The sequence below is a fragment of the Serratia sp. JKS296 genome (assembly GCF_900215445.1).
Taxonomy (GTDB): Bacteria; Pseudomonadota; Gammaproteobacteria; order Enterobacterales; family Enterobacteriaceae; genus Serratia; species Serratia marcescens.
This window is the reverse complement of the sequence record NZ_OCMX01000001.1, coordinates 4,417,975-4,434,521: the sequence shown is the minus strand read 5'-3', so window position 1 is coordinate 4,434,521 and position 16,547 is coordinate 4,417,975. Positions and strand designations below refer to the sequence as shown.

Annotated in this window: 18 protein-coding genes; 7 read left to right on the top strand and 11 right to left on the bottom strand. The window is 62.5% G+C overall.

Going from position 1 to position 16,547, the window contains the following annotated elements; all coding sequences use genetic code 11:
• Nucleotides 1-9: 9 nt before the first annotated feature.
• The 3 genes from yjiA to CRO23_RS21270 all read right to left on the bottom strand — a co-directional run bounded on the left by yjiA (nucleotide 10) and on the right by CRO23_RS21270 (nucleotide 3,602).
• Nucleotides 10-978, bottom strand: a complete 969-nt coding sequence (gene yjiA, locus CRO23_RS21280; protein ID WP_097102846.1) for a GTPase — start codon at nucleotides 976-978, stop codon at nucleotides 10-12.
• 21 nt (nucleotides 979-999) lie between these two features.
• Complete coding sequence (locus CRO23_RS21275; RefSeq protein ID WP_004953088.1) at nucleotides 1,000-1,203, bottom strand: YbdD/YjiX family protein; 204 nt, start codon at nucleotides 1,201-1,203, stop codon at nucleotides 1,000-1,002.
• Nucleotides 1,204-1,421: 218 nt separating this feature from the next.
• Nucleotides 1,422-3,602: a carbon starvation CstA family protein gene (locus tag CRO23_RS21270; RefSeq protein WP_097102844.1), complete on the bottom strand. Its 2,181-nt coding sequence runs from the start codon at nucleotides 3,600-3,602 to the stop codon at nucleotides 1,422-1,424.
• A gap of 436 nt (nucleotides 3,603-4,038) precedes the next feature.
• Here CRO23_RS21270 and sfnG point away from each other — a divergent pair, with 436 nt between their 5' ends.
• Complete coding sequence (sfnG, locus tag CRO23_RS21265) at nucleotides 4,039-5,133, top strand: dimethylsulfone monooxygenase SfnG (RefSeq protein WP_049239726.1); 1,095 nt, start codon at nucleotides 4,039-4,041, stop codon at nucleotides 5,131-5,133.
• Nucleotides 5,134-5,135: 2 nt separating this feature from the next.
• Here sfnG and CRO23_RS21260 read toward each other — a convergent pair whose 3' ends face one another.
• Genes CRO23_RS21260 through CRO23_RS21250 form a run of 3 tightly spaced genes read right to left on the bottom strand, consistent with a single transcriptional unit; the run spans nucleotide 5,136 to nucleotide 7,652 of the window.
• Nucleotides 5,136-5,825 carry a trehalose-6-phosphate synthase gene (locus tag CRO23_RS21260; protein WP_097102842.1) on the bottom strand — a complete coding sequence of 230 codons (690 nt, stop codon included), beginning with the start codon at nucleotides 5,823-5,825 and terminating at the stop codon, nucleotides 5,136-5,138.
• A 13-nt stretch (nucleotides 5,826-5,838) separates the two neighbouring features.
• Nucleotides 5,839-6,243, bottom strand: coding sequence for a GNAT family N-acetyltransferase (locus CRO23_RS21255; protein ID WP_240652908.1), 405 nt, complete (start codon nucleotides 6,241-6,243; stop codon nucleotides 5,839-5,841).
• Between the two features lie 38 nt (nucleotides 6,244-6,281).
• On the bottom strand, nucleotides 6,282-7,652 hold the full coding sequence (locus CRO23_RS21250; RefSeq protein ID WP_097102840.1) for a glutamine synthetase family protein: 1,371 nt from the start codon (nucleotides 7,650-7,652) through the stop codon (nucleotides 6,282-6,284).
• 236 nt (nucleotides 7,653-7,888) lie between these two features.
• Between CRO23_RS21250 and CRO23_RS21245 the strand changes: the two genes are divergently transcribed.
• A complete protein-coding gene (locus CRO23_RS21245) occupies nucleotides 7,889-8,206 on the top strand; it encodes a hypothetical protein (RefSeq protein ID WP_097102838.1) in 318 nt (105 codons plus the stop codon).
• Here CRO23_RS21245 and CRO23_RS21240 read toward each other — a convergent pair.
• The 5 genes from CRO23_RS21240 to CRO23_RS21220 all read right to left on the bottom strand — a co-directional run bounded on the left by CRO23_RS21240 (nucleotide 8,197) and on the right by CRO23_RS21220 (nucleotide 11,426).
• The gene (locus tag CRO23_RS21240; RefSeq protein WP_079450040.1) at nucleotides 8,197-8,592 is read right to left on the bottom strand and encodes a hypothetical protein; all 396 of its coding nucleotides are present in this window, start codon (nucleotides 8,590-8,592) and stop codon (nucleotides 8,197-8,199) included. The genes CRO23_RS21245 and CRO23_RS21240 overlap by 10 nt on opposite strands.
• A 13-nt stretch (nucleotides 8,593-8,605) precedes the next feature.
• Nucleotides 8,606-8,998, bottom strand: coding sequence for a hypothetical protein (locus tag CRO23_RS21235; protein ID WP_079451112.1), 393 nt, complete (start codon nucleotides 8,996-8,998; stop codon nucleotides 8,606-8,608).
• Nucleotides 8,999-9,025: 27 nt separating this feature from the next.
• Nucleotides 9,026-9,415 (bottom strand): hypothetical protein, encoded by a 390-nt coding sequence (locus CRO23_RS21230; protein WP_048795360.1) that lies wholly within the window; start codon nucleotides 9,413-9,415, stop codon nucleotides 9,026-9,028.
• Nucleotides 9,415-10,419: a hypothetical protein gene (locus CRO23_RS21225; protein ID WP_097102836.1), complete on the bottom strand. Its 1,005-nt coding sequence runs from the start codon at nucleotides 10,417-10,419 to the stop codon at nucleotides 9,415-9,417. The genes CRO23_RS21230 and CRO23_RS21225 overlap by 1 nt, the downstream gene beginning before the upstream one ends.
• Nucleotides 10,420-10,526: 107 nt before the next feature.
• Nucleotides 10,527-11,426, bottom strand: coding sequence for a LysR family transcriptional regulator (locus CRO23_RS21220; protein ID WP_060444820.1), 900 nt, complete (start codon nucleotides 11,424-11,426; stop codon nucleotides 10,527-10,529).
• Nucleotides 11,427-11,594: 168 nt separating this feature from the next.
• Between CRO23_RS21220 and CRO23_RS21215 the strand changes: the two genes are divergently transcribed.
• The 5 genes from CRO23_RS21215 to CRO23_RS21195 are packed head-to-tail and all read left to right on the top strand — an operon-like array spanning nucleotide 11,595 to nucleotide 16,535.
• Nucleotides 11,595-12,293, top strand: a complete 699-nt coding sequence (locus tag CRO23_RS21215) for a CoA transferase subunit A (protein ID WP_004933280.1) — start codon at nucleotides 11,595-11,597, stop codon at nucleotides 12,291-12,293.
• A 10-nt stretch (nucleotides 12,294-12,303) separates the two neighbouring features.
• On the top strand, nucleotides 12,304-12,957 hold the full coding sequence (locus CRO23_RS21210; protein WP_015376496.1) for a CoA transferase subunit B: 654 nt from the start codon (nucleotides 12,304-12,306) through the stop codon (nucleotides 12,955-12,957).
• A gap of 14 nt (nucleotides 12,958-12,971) precedes the next feature.
• Nucleotides 12,972-14,156: an acetyl-CoA C-acetyltransferase gene (locus tag CRO23_RS21205; RefSeq protein ID WP_097102834.1), complete on the top strand. Its 1,185-nt coding sequence runs from the start codon at nucleotides 12,972-12,974 to the stop codon at nucleotides 14,154-14,156.
• Nucleotides 14,157-14,174: 18 nt separating this feature from the next.
• On the top strand, nucleotides 14,175-15,098 hold the full coding sequence (locus tag CRO23_RS21200; RefSeq protein WP_097102832.1) for a 3-hydroxyacyl-CoA dehydrogenase family protein: 924 nt from the start codon (nucleotides 14,175-14,177) through the stop codon (nucleotides 15,096-15,098).
• Nucleotides 15,099-15,143: 45 nt separating this feature from the next.
• Nucleotides 15,144-16,535, top strand: a complete 1,392-nt coding sequence (locus CRO23_RS21195) for a GntP family permease (RefSeq protein ID WP_049300764.1) — start codon at nucleotides 15,144-15,146, stop codon at nucleotides 16,533-16,535.
• Nucleotides 16,536-16,547: the final 12 nt, after the last annotated feature.

Below are 16,547 nucleotides of genomic sequence, written 5' to 3'. Positions count from 1 at the left end.
GGGAATGGTTTATCTTACCCCAACCCCCCCAATCCTTCCCCGAATCTCCTCCTCCGGCAGATCCACGCCAATAAATACCAAGGTGCTCTTGCGCTCTTCCTCCGGCTGCCACTCCCGATCCCAGTCGGCGTTATACAGCCGTTGCACGCCCTGGAACAGCAGGCGGCGCGGTTCGTCTTCGATGGACAGAATGCCTTTGTAGCGCAGCAGGTTGTCGGCGTATTCCAGCAGCAGGCCTTCCATCACCTCGGAGATTTGCATCAGCGGCAGCGGGCGCTCCAGCGTCACCACGATCGAGCGGATGTCGCTCTGCGGCTGCGGGATTAGGCGGAACAGCGGGGCGGGCGGCGTCAGGTTGAGTTTGTCGTTCAGCGTAAAGCCTTCGATGTCGAACAGCACGCTCAGATCGATGTCGCCGTGCGTCACCTGGTAGACCGGCGCGCGGGCGTTCATCCGCTGCAGCCGCTGGATCAGCGCTTCGCAGTCCGGCGCCACGTCGGTTTTGGTCAGCAGGAGGCGGTCGGCGTAGCCCACCTGCGCCTGGGCGATGCTGAACTGGCTCAGCTGCTGCTCGGCGTGCGCCGCGTCCACCAGGGTGATGATGCCGTCCAGCAGGAAACGCTCGCACAGGATCTCGTGCGAGAAGAAGGTCTGGGTAATCGGGCCGGGATCGGCCATGCCGGTGCATTCGATGATCAGCCGGTCGAACGCCAGCTGGCCGCTGTCGACGCCGTCCAGCAGATCCAGCAGCGCGTCCGCCAGTTCGTTGGACTTGCTGCAGCAGATGCAGCCGTTGCTCAACGTGGTGATGCGGCTGGCGCGATCGCCGATCAGCGCATCGTCGATCGGCACTTCGCCGAACTCATTCTCGATGACCGCGATTTTATAGCCGTGTTCGGCGTTCAGGATGTGGCGCAGCAGGGTGGTTTTGCCGGCGCCCAAAAAGCCGGTCAGGATGGTGACTGCAATGGGTTTCATACGGGTCCTTGTGACTGCGGGTTAACAGCAGCGCATGCCGCCTTTGCCGTCGCCGCCGTAGCGCGCTTGCTGGCGCTCGCGGAAAAATTCTTTATAGGTCATCACCGGCTTGTCCGGGTGGTTGTCTTTCATGTGCTGGACGTAGGTATCGTAGTCAGGCACGCCCACCAACATGCGCGCCGCCTGCCCGAGGTACTTTCCCGCCTGGCCAAGATTTCCGAACATAAGCCTTCTCCAACTTTACCCTGCATCACTACAGCGCTTGCTTAAGCCTGATATTAGGGGAAGCCGGGGGATGGGGTTCCCGCAGGGATGCCCCACCTCCGGGTCGCCCCGGGTATCTCGATTGCATCGCGCCGCACGCCTGGCGTCTTGCGATGCGCAGGCCGTGCGGCTTTGGGTACTGCTTAACGTTTATTATGCAGGGTATCCGTTAAATCACATCAATGCTGGGTCGAAACTTTGACCTCCCCCTCAGTTACGCTGTCGGTAGGCGCGGCCTGCGGCACCGGCACGTAAGGCGTTTCCTGGTCGGTGCGTTTCGGGTTTTTGTGCGCCGCCAGCGCGGTTTTCACCCCGTAGAAGATGATGCTGTACACCACCAGCAGGAACAGAATGCTCAACCCGGCGTTGGTGTAGTTGTTCACCACGATGTGGTTCATGTTGGCGATCTGCTGGGCGCTCAGCTCGGCGCCGCCTTCGGCGATCTTGCGCTTGTACTCGCCGGCCAGGAAGAAGAAGCCTTCCAGCTGCGGGTTGTCGCTGAACAGCTTCAGGCCCAGCGCGTAGGTAGTGCAGATCAGCAGCCATACCGCCGGCAGCACGGTCACCCAGATGTATTGCGCGCGCTTCATCTTAATCAGCACCACGGTGCCCAGCACCAGCGCCACGGCGGCCAGCATCTGGTTGGAGATGCCGAACAGCGGCCACAGGCTCTTCACGCCGCCGAGCGGATCCACCACGCCCTGATACAGCAGGTAACCCCACAGCCCGACGCAGCCGGCGGTGCCGACGATGCCGGCCACCAGCGAGTCGGTTTTCTTCAGGAACGGCACGAAGTTGCCCAGCAGATCCTGCAGCATAAAGCGGCCGGAACGGGTGCCGGCGTCCAGCGCGGTCAGGATGAACAGCGCCTCGAACAGAATGCCGAAGTGGTACCAGAAGCCCATGTTGGCGCCCGGAATGATCTGGTGGAACACGTGGGCGATGCCCACCGCCAGGGTTGGCGCGCCGCCGGCGCGGTTCAGCACCGAAGGTTCGCCGATGTCGGTGGCGGTCTGCAGGATCTGTTCCGGGCTGATGACGAAGCCCCAGGAGCTGACCGCCGCCGCCGCGTGCACGGTCACGTCCTTCAGCGAAGCCATGATCATCGGCGCGTCTTCGGTGCCCAGGCGGTGCAGATCCGGCATGGTGATGCCCAGCGCCGCCGGCGGGGTGTTCATGGCGAAGTACAGGCCCGGCTCGATGATGGACGCCGCCACCAACGCCATGATGGCGACGAAGGACTCCATCAGCATCGCGCCGTAACCGATAAAGCGCGCGTCGGTCTCATTGGCCAGCAGCTTCGGCGTGGTGCCGGAGGCGATCAGCGCGTGGAAGCCGGAGACCGCGCCGCAGGCGATGGTGATGAACAGGAACGGGAACAGGGTGCCTTTCCACACCGGGCCGGTGCCGTCGACGAACTGGGTTACCGCCGGCATTTTCAGCTCAGGGTTGAGGATCACGATGCCGATCGCCAGCCCGACGATCACGCCGATTTTCAGGAAGGTGGCCAGGTAGTCGCGCGGCGCCAGGATCAGCCACACCGGCAGCAGGGCGGAGACAAAGGCGTAGCCGATCAGCGTGAAGGTGATGGTGGTGTCTTTAAAGGTCAGCGCCGGGCCCCAGTACGGGTCGTGCGCCACTACGCCGCCGAACCAGATGGCGGCCACCAGCAGCACGATGCCGATGATCGACACTTCACCCACGCGGCCAGGGCGCAGGTAGCGCATGTAGATGCCCATAAACAGCGCGATCGGCACGGTGGAGCAGACGGTGAACACCCCCCACGGGCTTTCCGCCAGCGCTTTCACCACGATCAGCGCCAGCACCGCCAGGATGATGATCATGATCAGGAAGCAGCCGAACAGCGCGATGGTGCCCGGTATCGGCCCCATCTCTTTTTTGATGATTTCACCGAGCGAGGCGCCGTTGCGACGCGAGGAGATGAACAGCACCATAAAGTCCTGCACCGCCCCCGCCAGCACCACGCCGCCCAGCAGCCACAGCGTGCCGGGCAGGTAGCCGACCTGTGCGGCCAGCACCGGCCCCACCAGCGGCCCGGCGCCGGCGATGGCGGCGAAGTGGTGGCCGAACAGCACGTTCTTGTTGGTCGGCACGTAGTTGAGGCCATCGTTGTTGACCACCGCCGGGGTGGCGCGGCCGGCGTCCAGCTTCATCACCCTGGTGGCGATGTACAGGCTGTAGTAGCGGTAGGCCACCAGATACACCGCCACCGAAGCGACGACGATCCACAGCGCGCTGATGTGTTCGCCGCGGCGCAGCGCCACCACGCCGAGGCAGGCTGCGCCGAGTATCCCCAGCAGCATCCACGGAATGTGCTTTAAAATCCCCTCTCGTTTCATGAGGTATCCTTAATTCCAGTCTGCAAAATATGAATGAACTCATCCGCTTGTAAGAGATGTCAGAGTGGCGCGGCGAGCCGTAGCGTCTTTCCCGAGGTAAGGCGGGTTTAGGAACAGCTCATCATCGCCGGGGGTAAGGGGGGAAGACAGGCGTATTTCGCTCAGCGGTCAGATCCGCCGGGTGAACGGTTGGATTGGCGGGGTGAGCGGTTTGCTGCATAACCAACAGTCGCCCGCCAGCCGCTGTTGCCAATGCAGCACCCGCTTTAACCCGCCGACTTTAAACCCTCGGTTTATCAGCCGGATGCCTTAACGCGGCGGTTGGCACGCATCCTGCTATCGGATTTATAACCAAAAAAATATTTTCAATATTTGTAAATCAATAATGGTTATATGCGTGCCGCATCGCGGCGCCAACGAGCAGAGGGAGAGAAGCATGTCAGCAGCAAACCACTCGCAGCAGCCTATTCAGTTCGCCTACTGGGTGCCGAACGTCTCCGGCGGTCTGGTGATCAGCAACATCCCGCAGCGCACCGGTTGGGACATCGGCTACAACCGCAAGCTGGCGCAGATCGCCGAGCGCGCCGGTTTCGACTACGCGCTCACCCAGATCCGTTTCACCGCCGGTTACGGCGCCGACAACCAGCACGAGTCGGTGTCGTTTTCGCAGGCGCTGCTGGATTCTACCGAGAAGCTGAAGGTGATCGCCGCGCTGCTGCCGGGGCCGTGGAACCCCACGCTGGCGGCCAAGCAGATCGCCACCATCAGCCACCTTTCGGAGGCGCGCATCGCGGTCAATATCGTCAGCGGCTGGTTCCGCGGCGAGTTCAAGGCCATCGGCGAGCCGTGGCTGGACCACGAAGAGCGCTACCTGCGTTCGGAAGAGTTTATCCGTTGCCTGCGCGGCATCTGGGCCGAGCCCAGCTTCAGCTTCGCCGGCGATTTTTATCGCTATCGCGACTACTCGCTGAAGCCCAAGCCGCTGGATCCGCTGCCGGAGATCTTCCAGGGCGGCAGCTCGCGGGCGGCGCGCGACATGGCGGCGCGGGTTTCGGACTGGTATTTCACCAACGGCAACAGCGTGGAGGGCATTCGCCAGCAGGTGGACGATCTGCAGACCAAGGCCAGGGCCAACCAGCACCGGGTCAAGGTGGGGGTGAACGGCTTCGTCATTGCCCGCGATACCGAGCAGGAAGCGCAGGCGGTGCTGCAGGAGATTATCGATCACGCCAACCCGGAGGCGGTGCAAGGATTCGGCCACGAGGTGAAGAACGCCGGGGCGGCTTCGCCGGAGGGCGAGGGCAACTGGGCCAAATCCTCGTTTGAGGATCTGGTGCAGTACAACGATGGCTTTAAAACCAACCTGATCGGCACGCCGCAGCAGATCGCCGAGCGCATCATCGCGCTGAAAGACGCCGGGGTGGATCTGATGCTGTTGGCGTTCCTGCACTTCCAGGAAGAGGTGGCGTTCTTCGGCCGCGAGGTGATCCCGCTGGTGCGCGAACTGGAGCGCCAGCGGGCGGCGGCCTGAGTTCAGTAAACCTGCCTGGCGTTGATGCCGGCGGGGAAAATGCCGGTGGCGAAAATATGCCCGTTGGCCTGGATCTGGTCGTCGGGCAGCATCTCCAGCGGGAACTCGCTTGACAGGCAGCTGAGAAAGGCGTTGCGATCGTCCGTGGTGGTAAAGCCGATCAGATCGTAGAACAGCAGCGAAGCGATCAGCTGGCGATGTTCCGGGATGCGCCGCAGCAGCGCCGCCGACGGGAACGGCAGGTGGAAGAAGAACGCGCAGGCATTCAGCAGCCCCTGCTCCTTCAACGCCTGGGCGCAGGGCAGCAACTGGTAGTCGTCGATACAGACGATGTCGCCCGGGCACAGGTGCTCGCAGGCGATATCGGCGAAACGGCAGTTCAGCTGCCGGTAAGCGCGGTAGTTTTCCGGCGTGAAGTGCGCCTTCTCCGGCTGGTTGTGGAACACCGGCCACAGGCCGTCGTGGTAGTAGCCCTGATAGTGGCGGCGAAACTCCTCGATCGACAGCGGGAAGGTCACCTGATCGTAACCGGCGCGTTGGCGGCAACTGATCGGGCGCTGCGCGAAATTCTGCACGTCGCCGTTCCAGCCGAGCCACAGCCCCGGTTCGGCGTCGGCCGCCAGCGTCCGGCCGGCGCAGGCCAGATCCTTGCCGTCGCACTGTTTGTTGGAAATCAGCACCAAACGAGACATCGGGTTCTCCTTATCAGTGCAGGGCGCGCGGGGCGTGCGCCGCGCAGTCGGCGCGCCAGGGCGCTTGCAGCACGGGCAGCGTGACGCGCAGGCCGCGCAAAGCCGGGTGCGCCAGGCAGCAGCGCGTCAGCCAGCTTCCCAGCCCGACGCCGCGGTATTCGGCGCTGACGAACAGCTCGCTCACCGAGGCGAAGGTGGCGTAATCGGTCACCATACGGGCGAAGCCGAGCTGGTGGCGTTTGCGGTACAGGCCAAAGCACAGGCCGTGGCGCGCCAGGCGTTCCGCCGCCGCCCGATCCGGCAGGCTGAGGAAACGCTGGATCGCCTCGATATCCAATAACTGCCGATCGGTGCTGATATGAAAAACGCCTTTGCGCCAGCAGAGCAGCGGCTGTACGGGGGCCAATTGCGGTTGCATGTTCATGATTATCCTTAGGTTAACGAATCAGTGGACGGTTACAGCATCCAGCCGAGTTCGGCGGCGGTGACCTGTTCCTCGAAGCGGCGCAGTTCGGCGCTTTTGCAGGTGTGCCACAGGGTGCAGAACGCCGGGCCGAGCAGCTCGCGCAGCGGATCGCTGTGGCGGAACAGCGCCAGCGCCTCCTGCTGGCCGAGCGGCAAGGGGGCGGCGTTGTCGCTTTCGCAGCCGTTGGCGGCGGGCGGCAGCGGCAGCGGGTGTTCCAGCCCGTGTAGCAGGCCGCCGAGCATCACCGCCAGCGCCAGATAGGGGTTGGCGTCGGCGCCGGCCAGGCGGTATTCGATACGCTGATTGGCGCTGTCGGCGCAGGGCAGGCGCAGCGCCACCGTGCGATTGTTGTGGCCCCAGGAGGCGCGCAGCGGCACGTGCATGCCGGGGCGGAAGCGGCGAAACGCGTTGATGTTGGGCGCCAGGATCGCCATCGACGCCGGCATCAGCGCCAGCATGCCCGCCATCGCCTGCTGCATGTTGTCGCTCAGTTCGCCCGGCGCGCCGGTCAGCAGGTTCTCGCCGTGCTCGTTCTGCAGGCTGATGTGAAAATGCAACCCGCTGCCGGCGGCATGGGCGCAGGGTTTGGCCATAAAGCAGGCGTGCTGGTGATGCTGTTCGGCAATCTGCCGCGTCAGGCGTTTCAGCGCCATGATCTGGTCGCAGGCTTCCAGCACGCGCCGGCTGTGATGCAGGTTCAGCTCGTACTGGCCGGAGGCGGCTTCGGCCACCACGCCGGTCAGCGGCAGGTTTTGCAGCCGCGCGTGCCGTTCGATGTCGCTCAGCAGCGCATGGTGGCGCTCGGGCGCATCCACCGCGAAGCTCTGCGTCGGGCAGGCTTCCGCCTCGGCGGGGCGCAGCGGATCCTGCAGGTAGAACTCCAGCTCGGCCGCCACCACCGGGAAGCAGTTGCGCTCGTGCAGGCGCTTCAGCACCCGTTGCAGCACCACGCGCGGCTCCAGCTCGCAGGCGCCGCCGTCGGCGTTTTGCATCGTCAGCAGCAGCTGGGCGTGGCGTTCGGGATCGCGCGCGCAGGGGCGCAGCGTGCCGGGCACCGGCAGGCACAAGCGGTCCGGCTCGCCCGCCCGCTGCCCCAGCCCGCTCTCTTCAGTCACCCGGCCGTGGAGATCCAGGGCGTAAATCGACAGCGGGAAGTAGCAGCCTTTTTCCAGCCCAAAGGCTTCGGCGATCGGCAACCGCTTGCCGCGCAACTGGCCGTTCAGATCGTGCAGATAAATATCCAACTGTTCGGTATCCGGATAGCGCTGCAGGTAGTGTTCCAGCTCTTTGCGGAAGGTGCGCGTCGGCGATGCGGGCAGCTCCGCCAGCAGAGGATTGAACCCGATGATATTAGAATGCATGGCGCGCTCCAGAACGAAGACCGGTCACGGCCAGAGGCAGGGATAAACGCATGAGACAACTCTCTTGTGAGGCCATAGCGGCGATGTGAAAAGGGTATCTGCGGCGGCAAAAACTGTCTGTAAAAACGCCGTAACGTTAACGGGGCGCGGAATAAAAATGCCGTAAAGAGCGCGGCGGGTTGGCCGGGTCGGCACGGTCTATACTGGCGAGACGGGCCGTAGAAGGAGAGATAACGATGAAGAGAATAGGGCTGCTTATCGCCGCGCTGGCCGCGTTCAACGCCACTGCGTCTTCCCCACAGGCGTGGGCCGAGAGCGAACGGGCGATGCGCGCCGCCTGCCTGAAAGCCAGCGGGCTAAAAAACGCCAGGGTGGAAGGGGAGATTATTCACTACGGTGACGACGTCGGCTATTCGGCGCTGTTTATCGGCGGGCGCTACCCGCAGCCGTTTATGAAAAACCAGCCGGGCAGGGAGCTGTGCTTATATCAGCGCGCCACGCAGAAGGCGGCGGTGCAGGCGGTGGAGGGGAGCAACGGGTCTGCTCAACCTTGATGTTTGATGAGATAAATAAAAATACAGCCCACGGTGGTAATAATTGCCTCTACGAGCAAAAGTATAAAGTCCATCGCCAGCCACTTCTGTAGTTCAGGAGTGGCGGTTTTTTGCACGAAATCGTAGGTTTTCGCATCGAGCCAAACTTGATCCCTTATTTTTATTTTTTTCCTCTTCAGGATCCAAAGAAACCACTGTGCCTTCAATGAGGTACCTAGCATGCCAAGGCCGTCGGCAAAGGCGACGTAGGGCGGAATAAAATGTCCTCTGCCGGCGTAACGCTGATAGAACGCGTCAAACTCTTTTTTATGGCGCCGGTAGCCAATGAACTGAATGAAGGCGCTTAAAACCAGCAGCGTTAGGCATAATATGACAAGGGTTTTCATTGAGTAGCCTGAATCACGACATTCTCGCTATCATCATAAAGATCAATGCCATGATGAAGAGCACGCCTTCCAGCGCCAAAAGCGTGCCGTTGTTTTTCATCCAGGTCTGCAAGCGTTCAGATGATGAAAGACGAACAAATTCATAGGTCTTGGCGGGAAGATATTGGTTTTTCTTCACCATGATTTTCTTGCCGCAAAGGATCCATCTGAACCATTGGGCTTTGATGGAAGTACCTAAAGAGCCAAGGCCATCGGCAATTGCGACGTGTGCAGGGACAAAGTGGCCCTGTTGGGTATAGCGTTGATAAAAAACATCAAACTCGCGTTTATAGCGACGAGAGTAAATATATTGAGCAAGCCAACAAACTAAGAGCAGCACGGCTGCAATAAGTGATGCTATTTTCATAAGCCACCGGCTAAGGTTCAAGGGGCGTTATGTCTTACTCAAAAAAGCAAAGATACACATCAACGCCAAACACCCCATTTTCAACACGCTTAATATGAAGTCTTTTCGAATCCAGCTCTTCAGATGTTGAGATGTGTTTTCATTCACGAATTCGTAGGTTTTTGGGCTCAGAAAAGCGTTTTTCCCTATCTTTATTTTTCTGCCATTCAATACCCAACGGAACCATTGTGCTTTGATAGACACACCGAGCAAACCAAGGTTATCCGCGAAGATGACGAATGGAGGCAAGGGATGGGCGCTTTGCACATAACGTTGATAGAATTCAGAAAATTCGTCTTTATAGCGCCGATAGTAAAGGTACTGCACCAGGGCGCTAATCAATGTCAGAGTGAAGAACAGGACGATAGCGATTTTCATTATTCACCAAAAATGAAGCCAGTAATGCTGTCGGCGGCTACACCGCCACCCCAACTGCCAGCTGCGCCACCCAGAGCAGCGCCTGCTATACCACAAGCTAAAATACCGGTACCAAATGTGGAGGCGCCTAAGACGATACTACAAGCCGTCATTGCTAACATTGCACCGCCTTCACCCCCCAAAATCCCCGCCGCAGTACTTGCCGCAAAATGACTGTATCCCTTCACCGCGATCTTGGCGCACTCCTGTTCGCGGCCGGTGGTGCAGGCGTTGTAGACGTCGTTGGTGGTATTCAGCCCACTCAATCCGATGCCGATCCAGCCGCCGGCTTTCATAAACTTGGCCGCCCGGCTGGCGCTGTCGACGTAGTTCGAATAACCCTTGATGGCGCCGACGCCGGCGGTGCTCCATTCATGCACCAGCGGTTTACTGGAGAGCCCCAGCGCGTGTTTGATTTGCGCATACTCTTTCATATTGAGTTGAGCACGAGTAAGGCGATTCAGTAACGGTTTTAATGTACCGAACAGCCGCGCTCGTTCCACCTGAAACTGGGTGCCAATCAACGCGCCACTCGTGCGGAACTGATTTTGGTAGATTTTTTCAATCTCGACCAGGATATTTTTGATCTGGCTGAAGTAGCGTTCTCCGGCATCCGAAGCCAGCCCGACGACCGTTTCCCCATAGCTGGTGAAGGCGGCGATAGCGGCGTAATTGCGGTGCAAGAAGGTGGAGAAATCGCTGTCACCGGCTTTCACCGCTTTGCTGGTGCGGCTCTTGGCCTGCATCAGGGCGGCGATCTGCGTAGATTGATTATGATTGCGCGGATCGGCGACGATCAGCATTTGCCCCGGTTGAACCAGCGGCGTATCGGCATTGAGCTGCATAAAAAAGCGTGCCGCTTCCGATGGCTTGCCACCGAACAGGTAGTTGGCGTGGAAGGCGAGCGGGCCGGTTTGTTGGGCGATGCAATAGCCCGGTGCGATGCTGTTGGACTTCTGTTCCATGTCGAAAAGCCTCCTTATTTTAGGAAACTTAACATTTTCTACAGGGTGGTAACAGGTTCTGGCTCACGCTCTCGATCGGAGAATCATCTGAAAATGTTGGTGCCGCCTTACCCGCCACTCCCCGCCATCTCCCGTTCAATTACCGTCGCCAGCGCCTGCGCGGCGGAAGAGAGTTGGTGTTGCGCCAGGCGGATCAGGCCCACGCGCCGCTCGATGATCGGGCCGATCAGCGGCACGCAGACCGCCCCCAGCTCATCCATCTGTCGCTCGCACAGCGCCGGCACCGCGCTGGCGCCGAGGCCGTTGGCCACCATGCGCCCGACTGTCACCAGCTGGTGGCTCTCAAACGCCACCTCCAGCGTTCGCCCGCTGCGGGCCAGCTCCTGCTCCAGCAGCAGCCGCACCGCCGATGGCCGCTGCAGGGTGATGAAATCCAGCGTCAGCAGCTCCTTCCAGCTGACCTGCGCCTTGCGCGCTAGCGCCGAATCCTTCGGCACCACCGCCATAAAGCGATCGCGGCACAGCGGGGTAAAGTGCAGGGTGTCGCTCGGCTCCGGCTCGAAGGCGATGCCCATCTCCACCCGGCCTTCACGGATCATTTCAAATACCTGCTCGTTGATGACGTCGTGCACCGCTACGTTGATGCCGGCGTAACGATCGCGAAACGCCTTGAGGATCGGCGGCAGCGGGTTGCCGGCGAACGACGGCATGGCGGCGATCGCCACCTTGCCCATCTGCAGGGTGAAGCGCTGGCGCATCGCCTCTTCCGCGTTGTCCCAATCCGCCAGCAGCTGGCGCGCCATCGGAAAGAAGGTTTCCCCCTCCGGCGTCAGCGTCACCCGACGGGTGGTGCGTAGCAGCAGCGGCCCGCCCAGCGCGTCTTCCAGCCCACGGATCGCCAGGCTGAGCGCCGGCTGAGAAATATTCAGCCGCTCGCTGGCCTGGGCGAAATTCAGAGTGTGAGCTACCGCTAAAAACGCGCGTAACTGTTTGATGCTCATTTTCATTTTGGCTGGCGTTAACTCTTTGTTAATTGTCGGTTAACGACTGATTAATAAAAATTCTAAATGAATGCGGCATAAAAACAAAATTAACAAATCATTTTTGTGACCTGAAGATGCCCTCACGCAAGCCAGGGCATTTCGCCCTGCGCCGCAACATGCAGGGGCAACGATATGGCAGGGCTCGACAAACGCGTCGGCAGCTACCAGGAAGCGCTGGCAGGCCTGACGGACAACATGACGGTGCTGGCGGGCGGCTTCGGCCTGTGCGGCATCCCGGAGAATCTGATCGAAGAGATCCGCCGGCGCGGCGTGCGCGGGTTGACGGTGGTTTCCAACAACTGCGGCGTCGACGGGTTCGGCCTCGGGCGGCTGCTGGAAACCCATCAGATCCGCAAGGTGGTGGGATCTTACGTCGGTGAAAACGCGCTGTTCGAACAGCAGGCGCTCAGCGGCGAGCTGGAGGTGGATCTCACGCCGCAGGGCACGCTGGCGGAGAAGATCCGCGCCGGCGGCGCCGGCATCCCGGCGTTCTTCACCGCCACCGGTTACGGCACGCCGATCGCCGAAGGCAAAGAGGTGCGCGAGTTCAACGGCCGCCCCTACATCATGGAAACCGCCATCACCGGCGATTTCGCCATCGTGAAAGGCTGGAAGGCCGATCACTTCGGCAACGTCATCTACCGCCACACCGCGCAGAACTTCAATCCGCTGATGGCGACCGCCGGGCGCATCACGGTGGTGGAAGTGGAAGAGATCGTGGCGCCGGGCGAGCTGGATCCGGCGGCGATCCACACCCCCGGCATTTACGTCGATCGGCTGATCCAGGGCACCTTCGAGAAGCGTATCGAACAACGCACCCTGCGGGCTTAAGGAGATTCTCATGCTTACCCGTGAACAAATGGCGCAGCGCGTGGCGCAAGAGTTGAGGGACGGTTACTACGTCAACCTGGGCATCGGCATCCCGACGCTGGTGGCCAACTATGTGCCGGCGGGCATGGACGTGATGCTGCAGTCGGAAAACGGCCTGCTGGGGATGGGCGAGTTCCCGACTGAGCAGCAGCTGGACGCCGACATGATCAACGCCGGCAAGCAGACGGTCACCGCGCGCCTCGGCGCGTCGATCTTCGATTCGGCGCAGTCGTTCGCCATGATCCGCGGCGGCCATGTCGATCTGACCGTGCTGGGGGCGTTTGAAGTGGACGTCGAGGGCAACATCGCCTCGTGGATGATCCCCGGCAAGATGGTCAAGGGCATGGGCGGCGCGATGGATCTGGTGGCGGGGGCGGAGAACATCATCGTGGTGATGACCCACGCCGCGAAGGGCGGCGAGTCCAAGCTGCTGCCGCGCTGCACGCTGCCGCTGACCGGCGCCCGCTGCATTCGCAAGGTATTGACCGATCTGGCCTACCTGGAAATTGAAGACGGCGCCTTCGTGCTGCGCGAACGCGCGCCGGGCGTCAGCGTGGCGGAGATTGTCGCCAAAACCGCCGGCCGGCTGATCGTGCCGGAGCAAGTGCCGGAAATGCGTTTCTGAAACGGGAGGTGAATGTGCAACAACGTGAAGTGGTGATCGTGGCGGCGACGCGCACGCCGGTCGGCAGTTTTCACGGCGCGCTGGCGCCGCTGACGGCGGTGGAACTGGGCGCGGCGGCGGTGCAGGGGCTGCTGGCGCAAAGCGGCGTGCCGCCGCAGCAGATCGATGAAGTGATCCTCGGCCAGGTGCTGACCGCCGGCTGCGGGCAGAATCCGGCGCGCCAGACCGCGCTCAACGCCGGGCTGCCCGTTACGACGCCGGCGCTGACCATCAACAAGGTGTGCGGCTCCGGTTTGAAGGCGGTGCATCTGGCGGTGCAGGCGATCCGCAGCGGTGATGCCGAGGCGGTGATCGCCGGCGGCCAGGAGAGCATGAGCCAGTCGCCTTACCTGATGGCCGGCGCGCGCGCCGGTCTGCGCCTCGGTCACGCGCAGATGGTGGACAGCGTGATCCACGATGGCCTGTGGGACGCGTTCAACGACTACCACATGGGCATCACCGCCGAGAACCTGGCGGAGAAATACGCCATCAGCCGCGCCGAGCAGGACAGCTTTGCGCTGCGTTCGCAGCAGAAGGCGCAGGCGGCGCAGCAGGCCGGGCGTTTCGCGCAGGAGATCACGCCGGTGACGGTGCCGCAGCCGAAGGGGGAGGCGCTGAGAGTTGAGCGCGACCAACAGCCGCGCGACACCAGCCTAGAGGCGCTGGCGCGGCTGCGTCCGGCGTTTCGCAAGGAGGGTTCGGTGACCGCCGGCAACGCCTCGTCGCTCAACGACGGCGCCGCCGTGGTGCTGCTGATGAGCGCGGAAAAAGCCGCTGAGCTGCACTTGCCGGTGCTGGCGCGCATCGCCGGTTACGCCTCGTCGGGCGTCGATCCGGCGATCATGGGCATCGGCCCGGCGCCGGCCGCGCGCCGCTGCCTGGAAAAAGCCGGTTGGCGGCTGGAGGAAGTCGATCTGATCGAAGCCAACGAAGCCTTCGCCGCGCAGGCGCTGGCGATGGGTAAAGAACTGGGCTGGGAGGCGGAGCGGGTCAACGTCAACGGCGGAGCGATCGCGCTGGGGCATCCGATCGGCGCCTCCGGCTGTCGCATTTTGGTGTCGCTGCTGTACGAAATGCAGCGCCGCGAGGTGAACAAGGGGCTGGCGATGCTGTGCATCGGCGGCGGGCAGGGGGTGGCGCTGGCGGTAGAGCGCCCGTAAACAACCGAGGAGGGCACCATGCAGTCATCTGACTATGCGGTACTGGGCGCCGGGCTGATGGGGGTGGGCATCGCCACCCACTTTATTCGCCACGGCCATGAGGTGCTGCTGTATGACCCGGATCCGCAGCGCCTGGCGGAAGCGCCGGCGGTGGCGAGCGGCATTCTGGCCGAGCTGAGCGACGTCGGGCAGTTTGCGCATACTGAGCGCGGCGCGGCGCTGGCGCGCCTGCGCGTGACTGGCGATCTGAACGCGGTGGCGCGCGCCCGGCTGCTTATCGAGGCGATCCCGGAACGGCTCGAGCTGAAGCATGCGCTGTATGAGCAGTTGGAAGGGCTGATCGCCGACGACGCGGTGATCGCCAGCAACACCAGCGGCCTGCCGCCGGACGAGCTGGCGGCGCGCATGACCCATCCGCAGCGCCTGCTGATCGCCCATTTCTGGCACCCGCCGCACCTGATCCCGCTGGTGGAGATCGTGCCTGGCCGCGCCACCGAGCCGCGTCATCTGGCGGCGGTGCAGGCGCTGCTCGGCGGGATGGCGCTGGATGCGGTGCTGCTGGAGCGCGCCGCGCCGGGGTTTGTCGGCAACCGGCTGCAGTTTGCGGTGCTGCGCGAGGCGCTGCACATCGTCCACAGCGGCATCGCCAGCGCCGAGGTGGTGGATCAGGTGATGCGCGCCTCGCTGGGGCGGCGCTACGCCATGGTCGGCCCGCTGGAGGCCGCCGACATGACCGGGCTAGCGACGGTGGCGGACATCGCCCGCCACCTGTTCCCGGAACTGGCGACCGGCGACGAGATGATGGCGCTGGTAGAACAGCGGCTGCAGCGCGGCGATAGCGGCCAGCGCAGCGGCCGGGGATTTTATCTTTGGGATGAAGCCCGCAGGGAACGCATTCAACGGCGACGGGCGCATCAGCTGCGCTTTGCGCTGAAACCGTAATTTCGCACGCCGTACCTGACAATAACAACGATAGCGAGGTGCCCGATGAGCGTTTTAATTGCCCTGGCAGCACTGGGATTACTGATGCTGGCCGCCTACCGCGGCTACAGCGTGATTTTGTTCGCTCCGATCGCCGCGCTGGGCGCGGTGCTGTTGACCGACCCCGGCGCGGTGGCGCCGACCTTCACCGGGCTGTTTATGGAGAAGATGGTCGGCTTCGTGAAGCTCTACTTCCCGGTGTTCCTGCTGGGGGCGGTATTCGGCAAACTGATCGAGCTGTCCGGCTTTTCCCGATCGATCGTCGCGGCGGCGATCCGCATTCTCGGCCGACGCCACGCCATTCCGGTGATTGTGCTGGTATGCGCGCTGCTGACCTACGGCGGGGTGTCGCTGTTTGTGGTGGCGTTCGCGGTCTATCCGTTCGCCGCCGAGTTGTTCCGCCAGAGCGGCATCCCCAAGCGGCTGATCCCGGCCACCGTTGCGCTAGGCGCCTTCTCCTTCACCATGGACGCCTTGCCCGGCACGCCGCAGATCCAAAACATCATCCCGACCAGCTTCTTCGGCACCAACGCCTGGGCCGCGCCCTGGCTGGGGCTGATCGGCTCGCTGTTCATCATCGCGGTCGGTTTGCTGTATCTTGAACGCCAGCGGCGCAACGCGCAGTTGAAGGGGGAGGGTTACGGCACCGAGCTGCTGAACGAACCGGAAACCCCGGACGACATCAACCTGCCGAACCCGCTGATCGCCATCTTGCCGTTGATTTTGGTCGGGGTATTCAACCTTGGCTTCACCCATTGGATCCCGCAGTGGTACGGCGCCAGCCACGATCTGACGCTGCCGGGGCTGGCCAAGCCCATTACCACCGATGTGGCGAAGATCACCGCCATTTGGGCGGTGGAAGCGGCGCTGGTGTCGGGTATTCTGCTGGTGGTGGTGTTCGGCTTTCGCAATATTCGCGGCCGGCTGGCGGAAGGCAGCAAGACGGCGGTCGGCGGCGCGATCCTGGCGGCGATGAACACCGCCTCCGAATACGGCTTCGGCGCGGTGATCGCCGCGCTGCCGGGCTTTTTGGTGCTGTCGCAGGCGCTGTCGGCGATCCCCAACCCGCTGCTGAACGAAGCGATCAGCGTCACCCTGCTGGCCGGCATCACCGGATCGGCCTCCGGCGGCATGAGCATCGCGCTGGCGGCGATGTCCGACAGCTTTATCGCCGCCGCCCATGCGGCACACATTCCGCTGGAGGTGCTGCACCGGGTGGCCTCGATGGCCAGCGGCGGCATGGACACCTTGCCGCACAACGGCGCGGTGATCACCCTGTTGGCGATCACCGGCCTCAGCCACCGGCAGGCCTATGGCGGCATCTTCGCCATCACCCTGATCAAGAGCGCCGCGGTGCTGTTCGTGATCGGCGTGTTCTACCTGACCGGCATTGTTTAAAGGAGCGATACC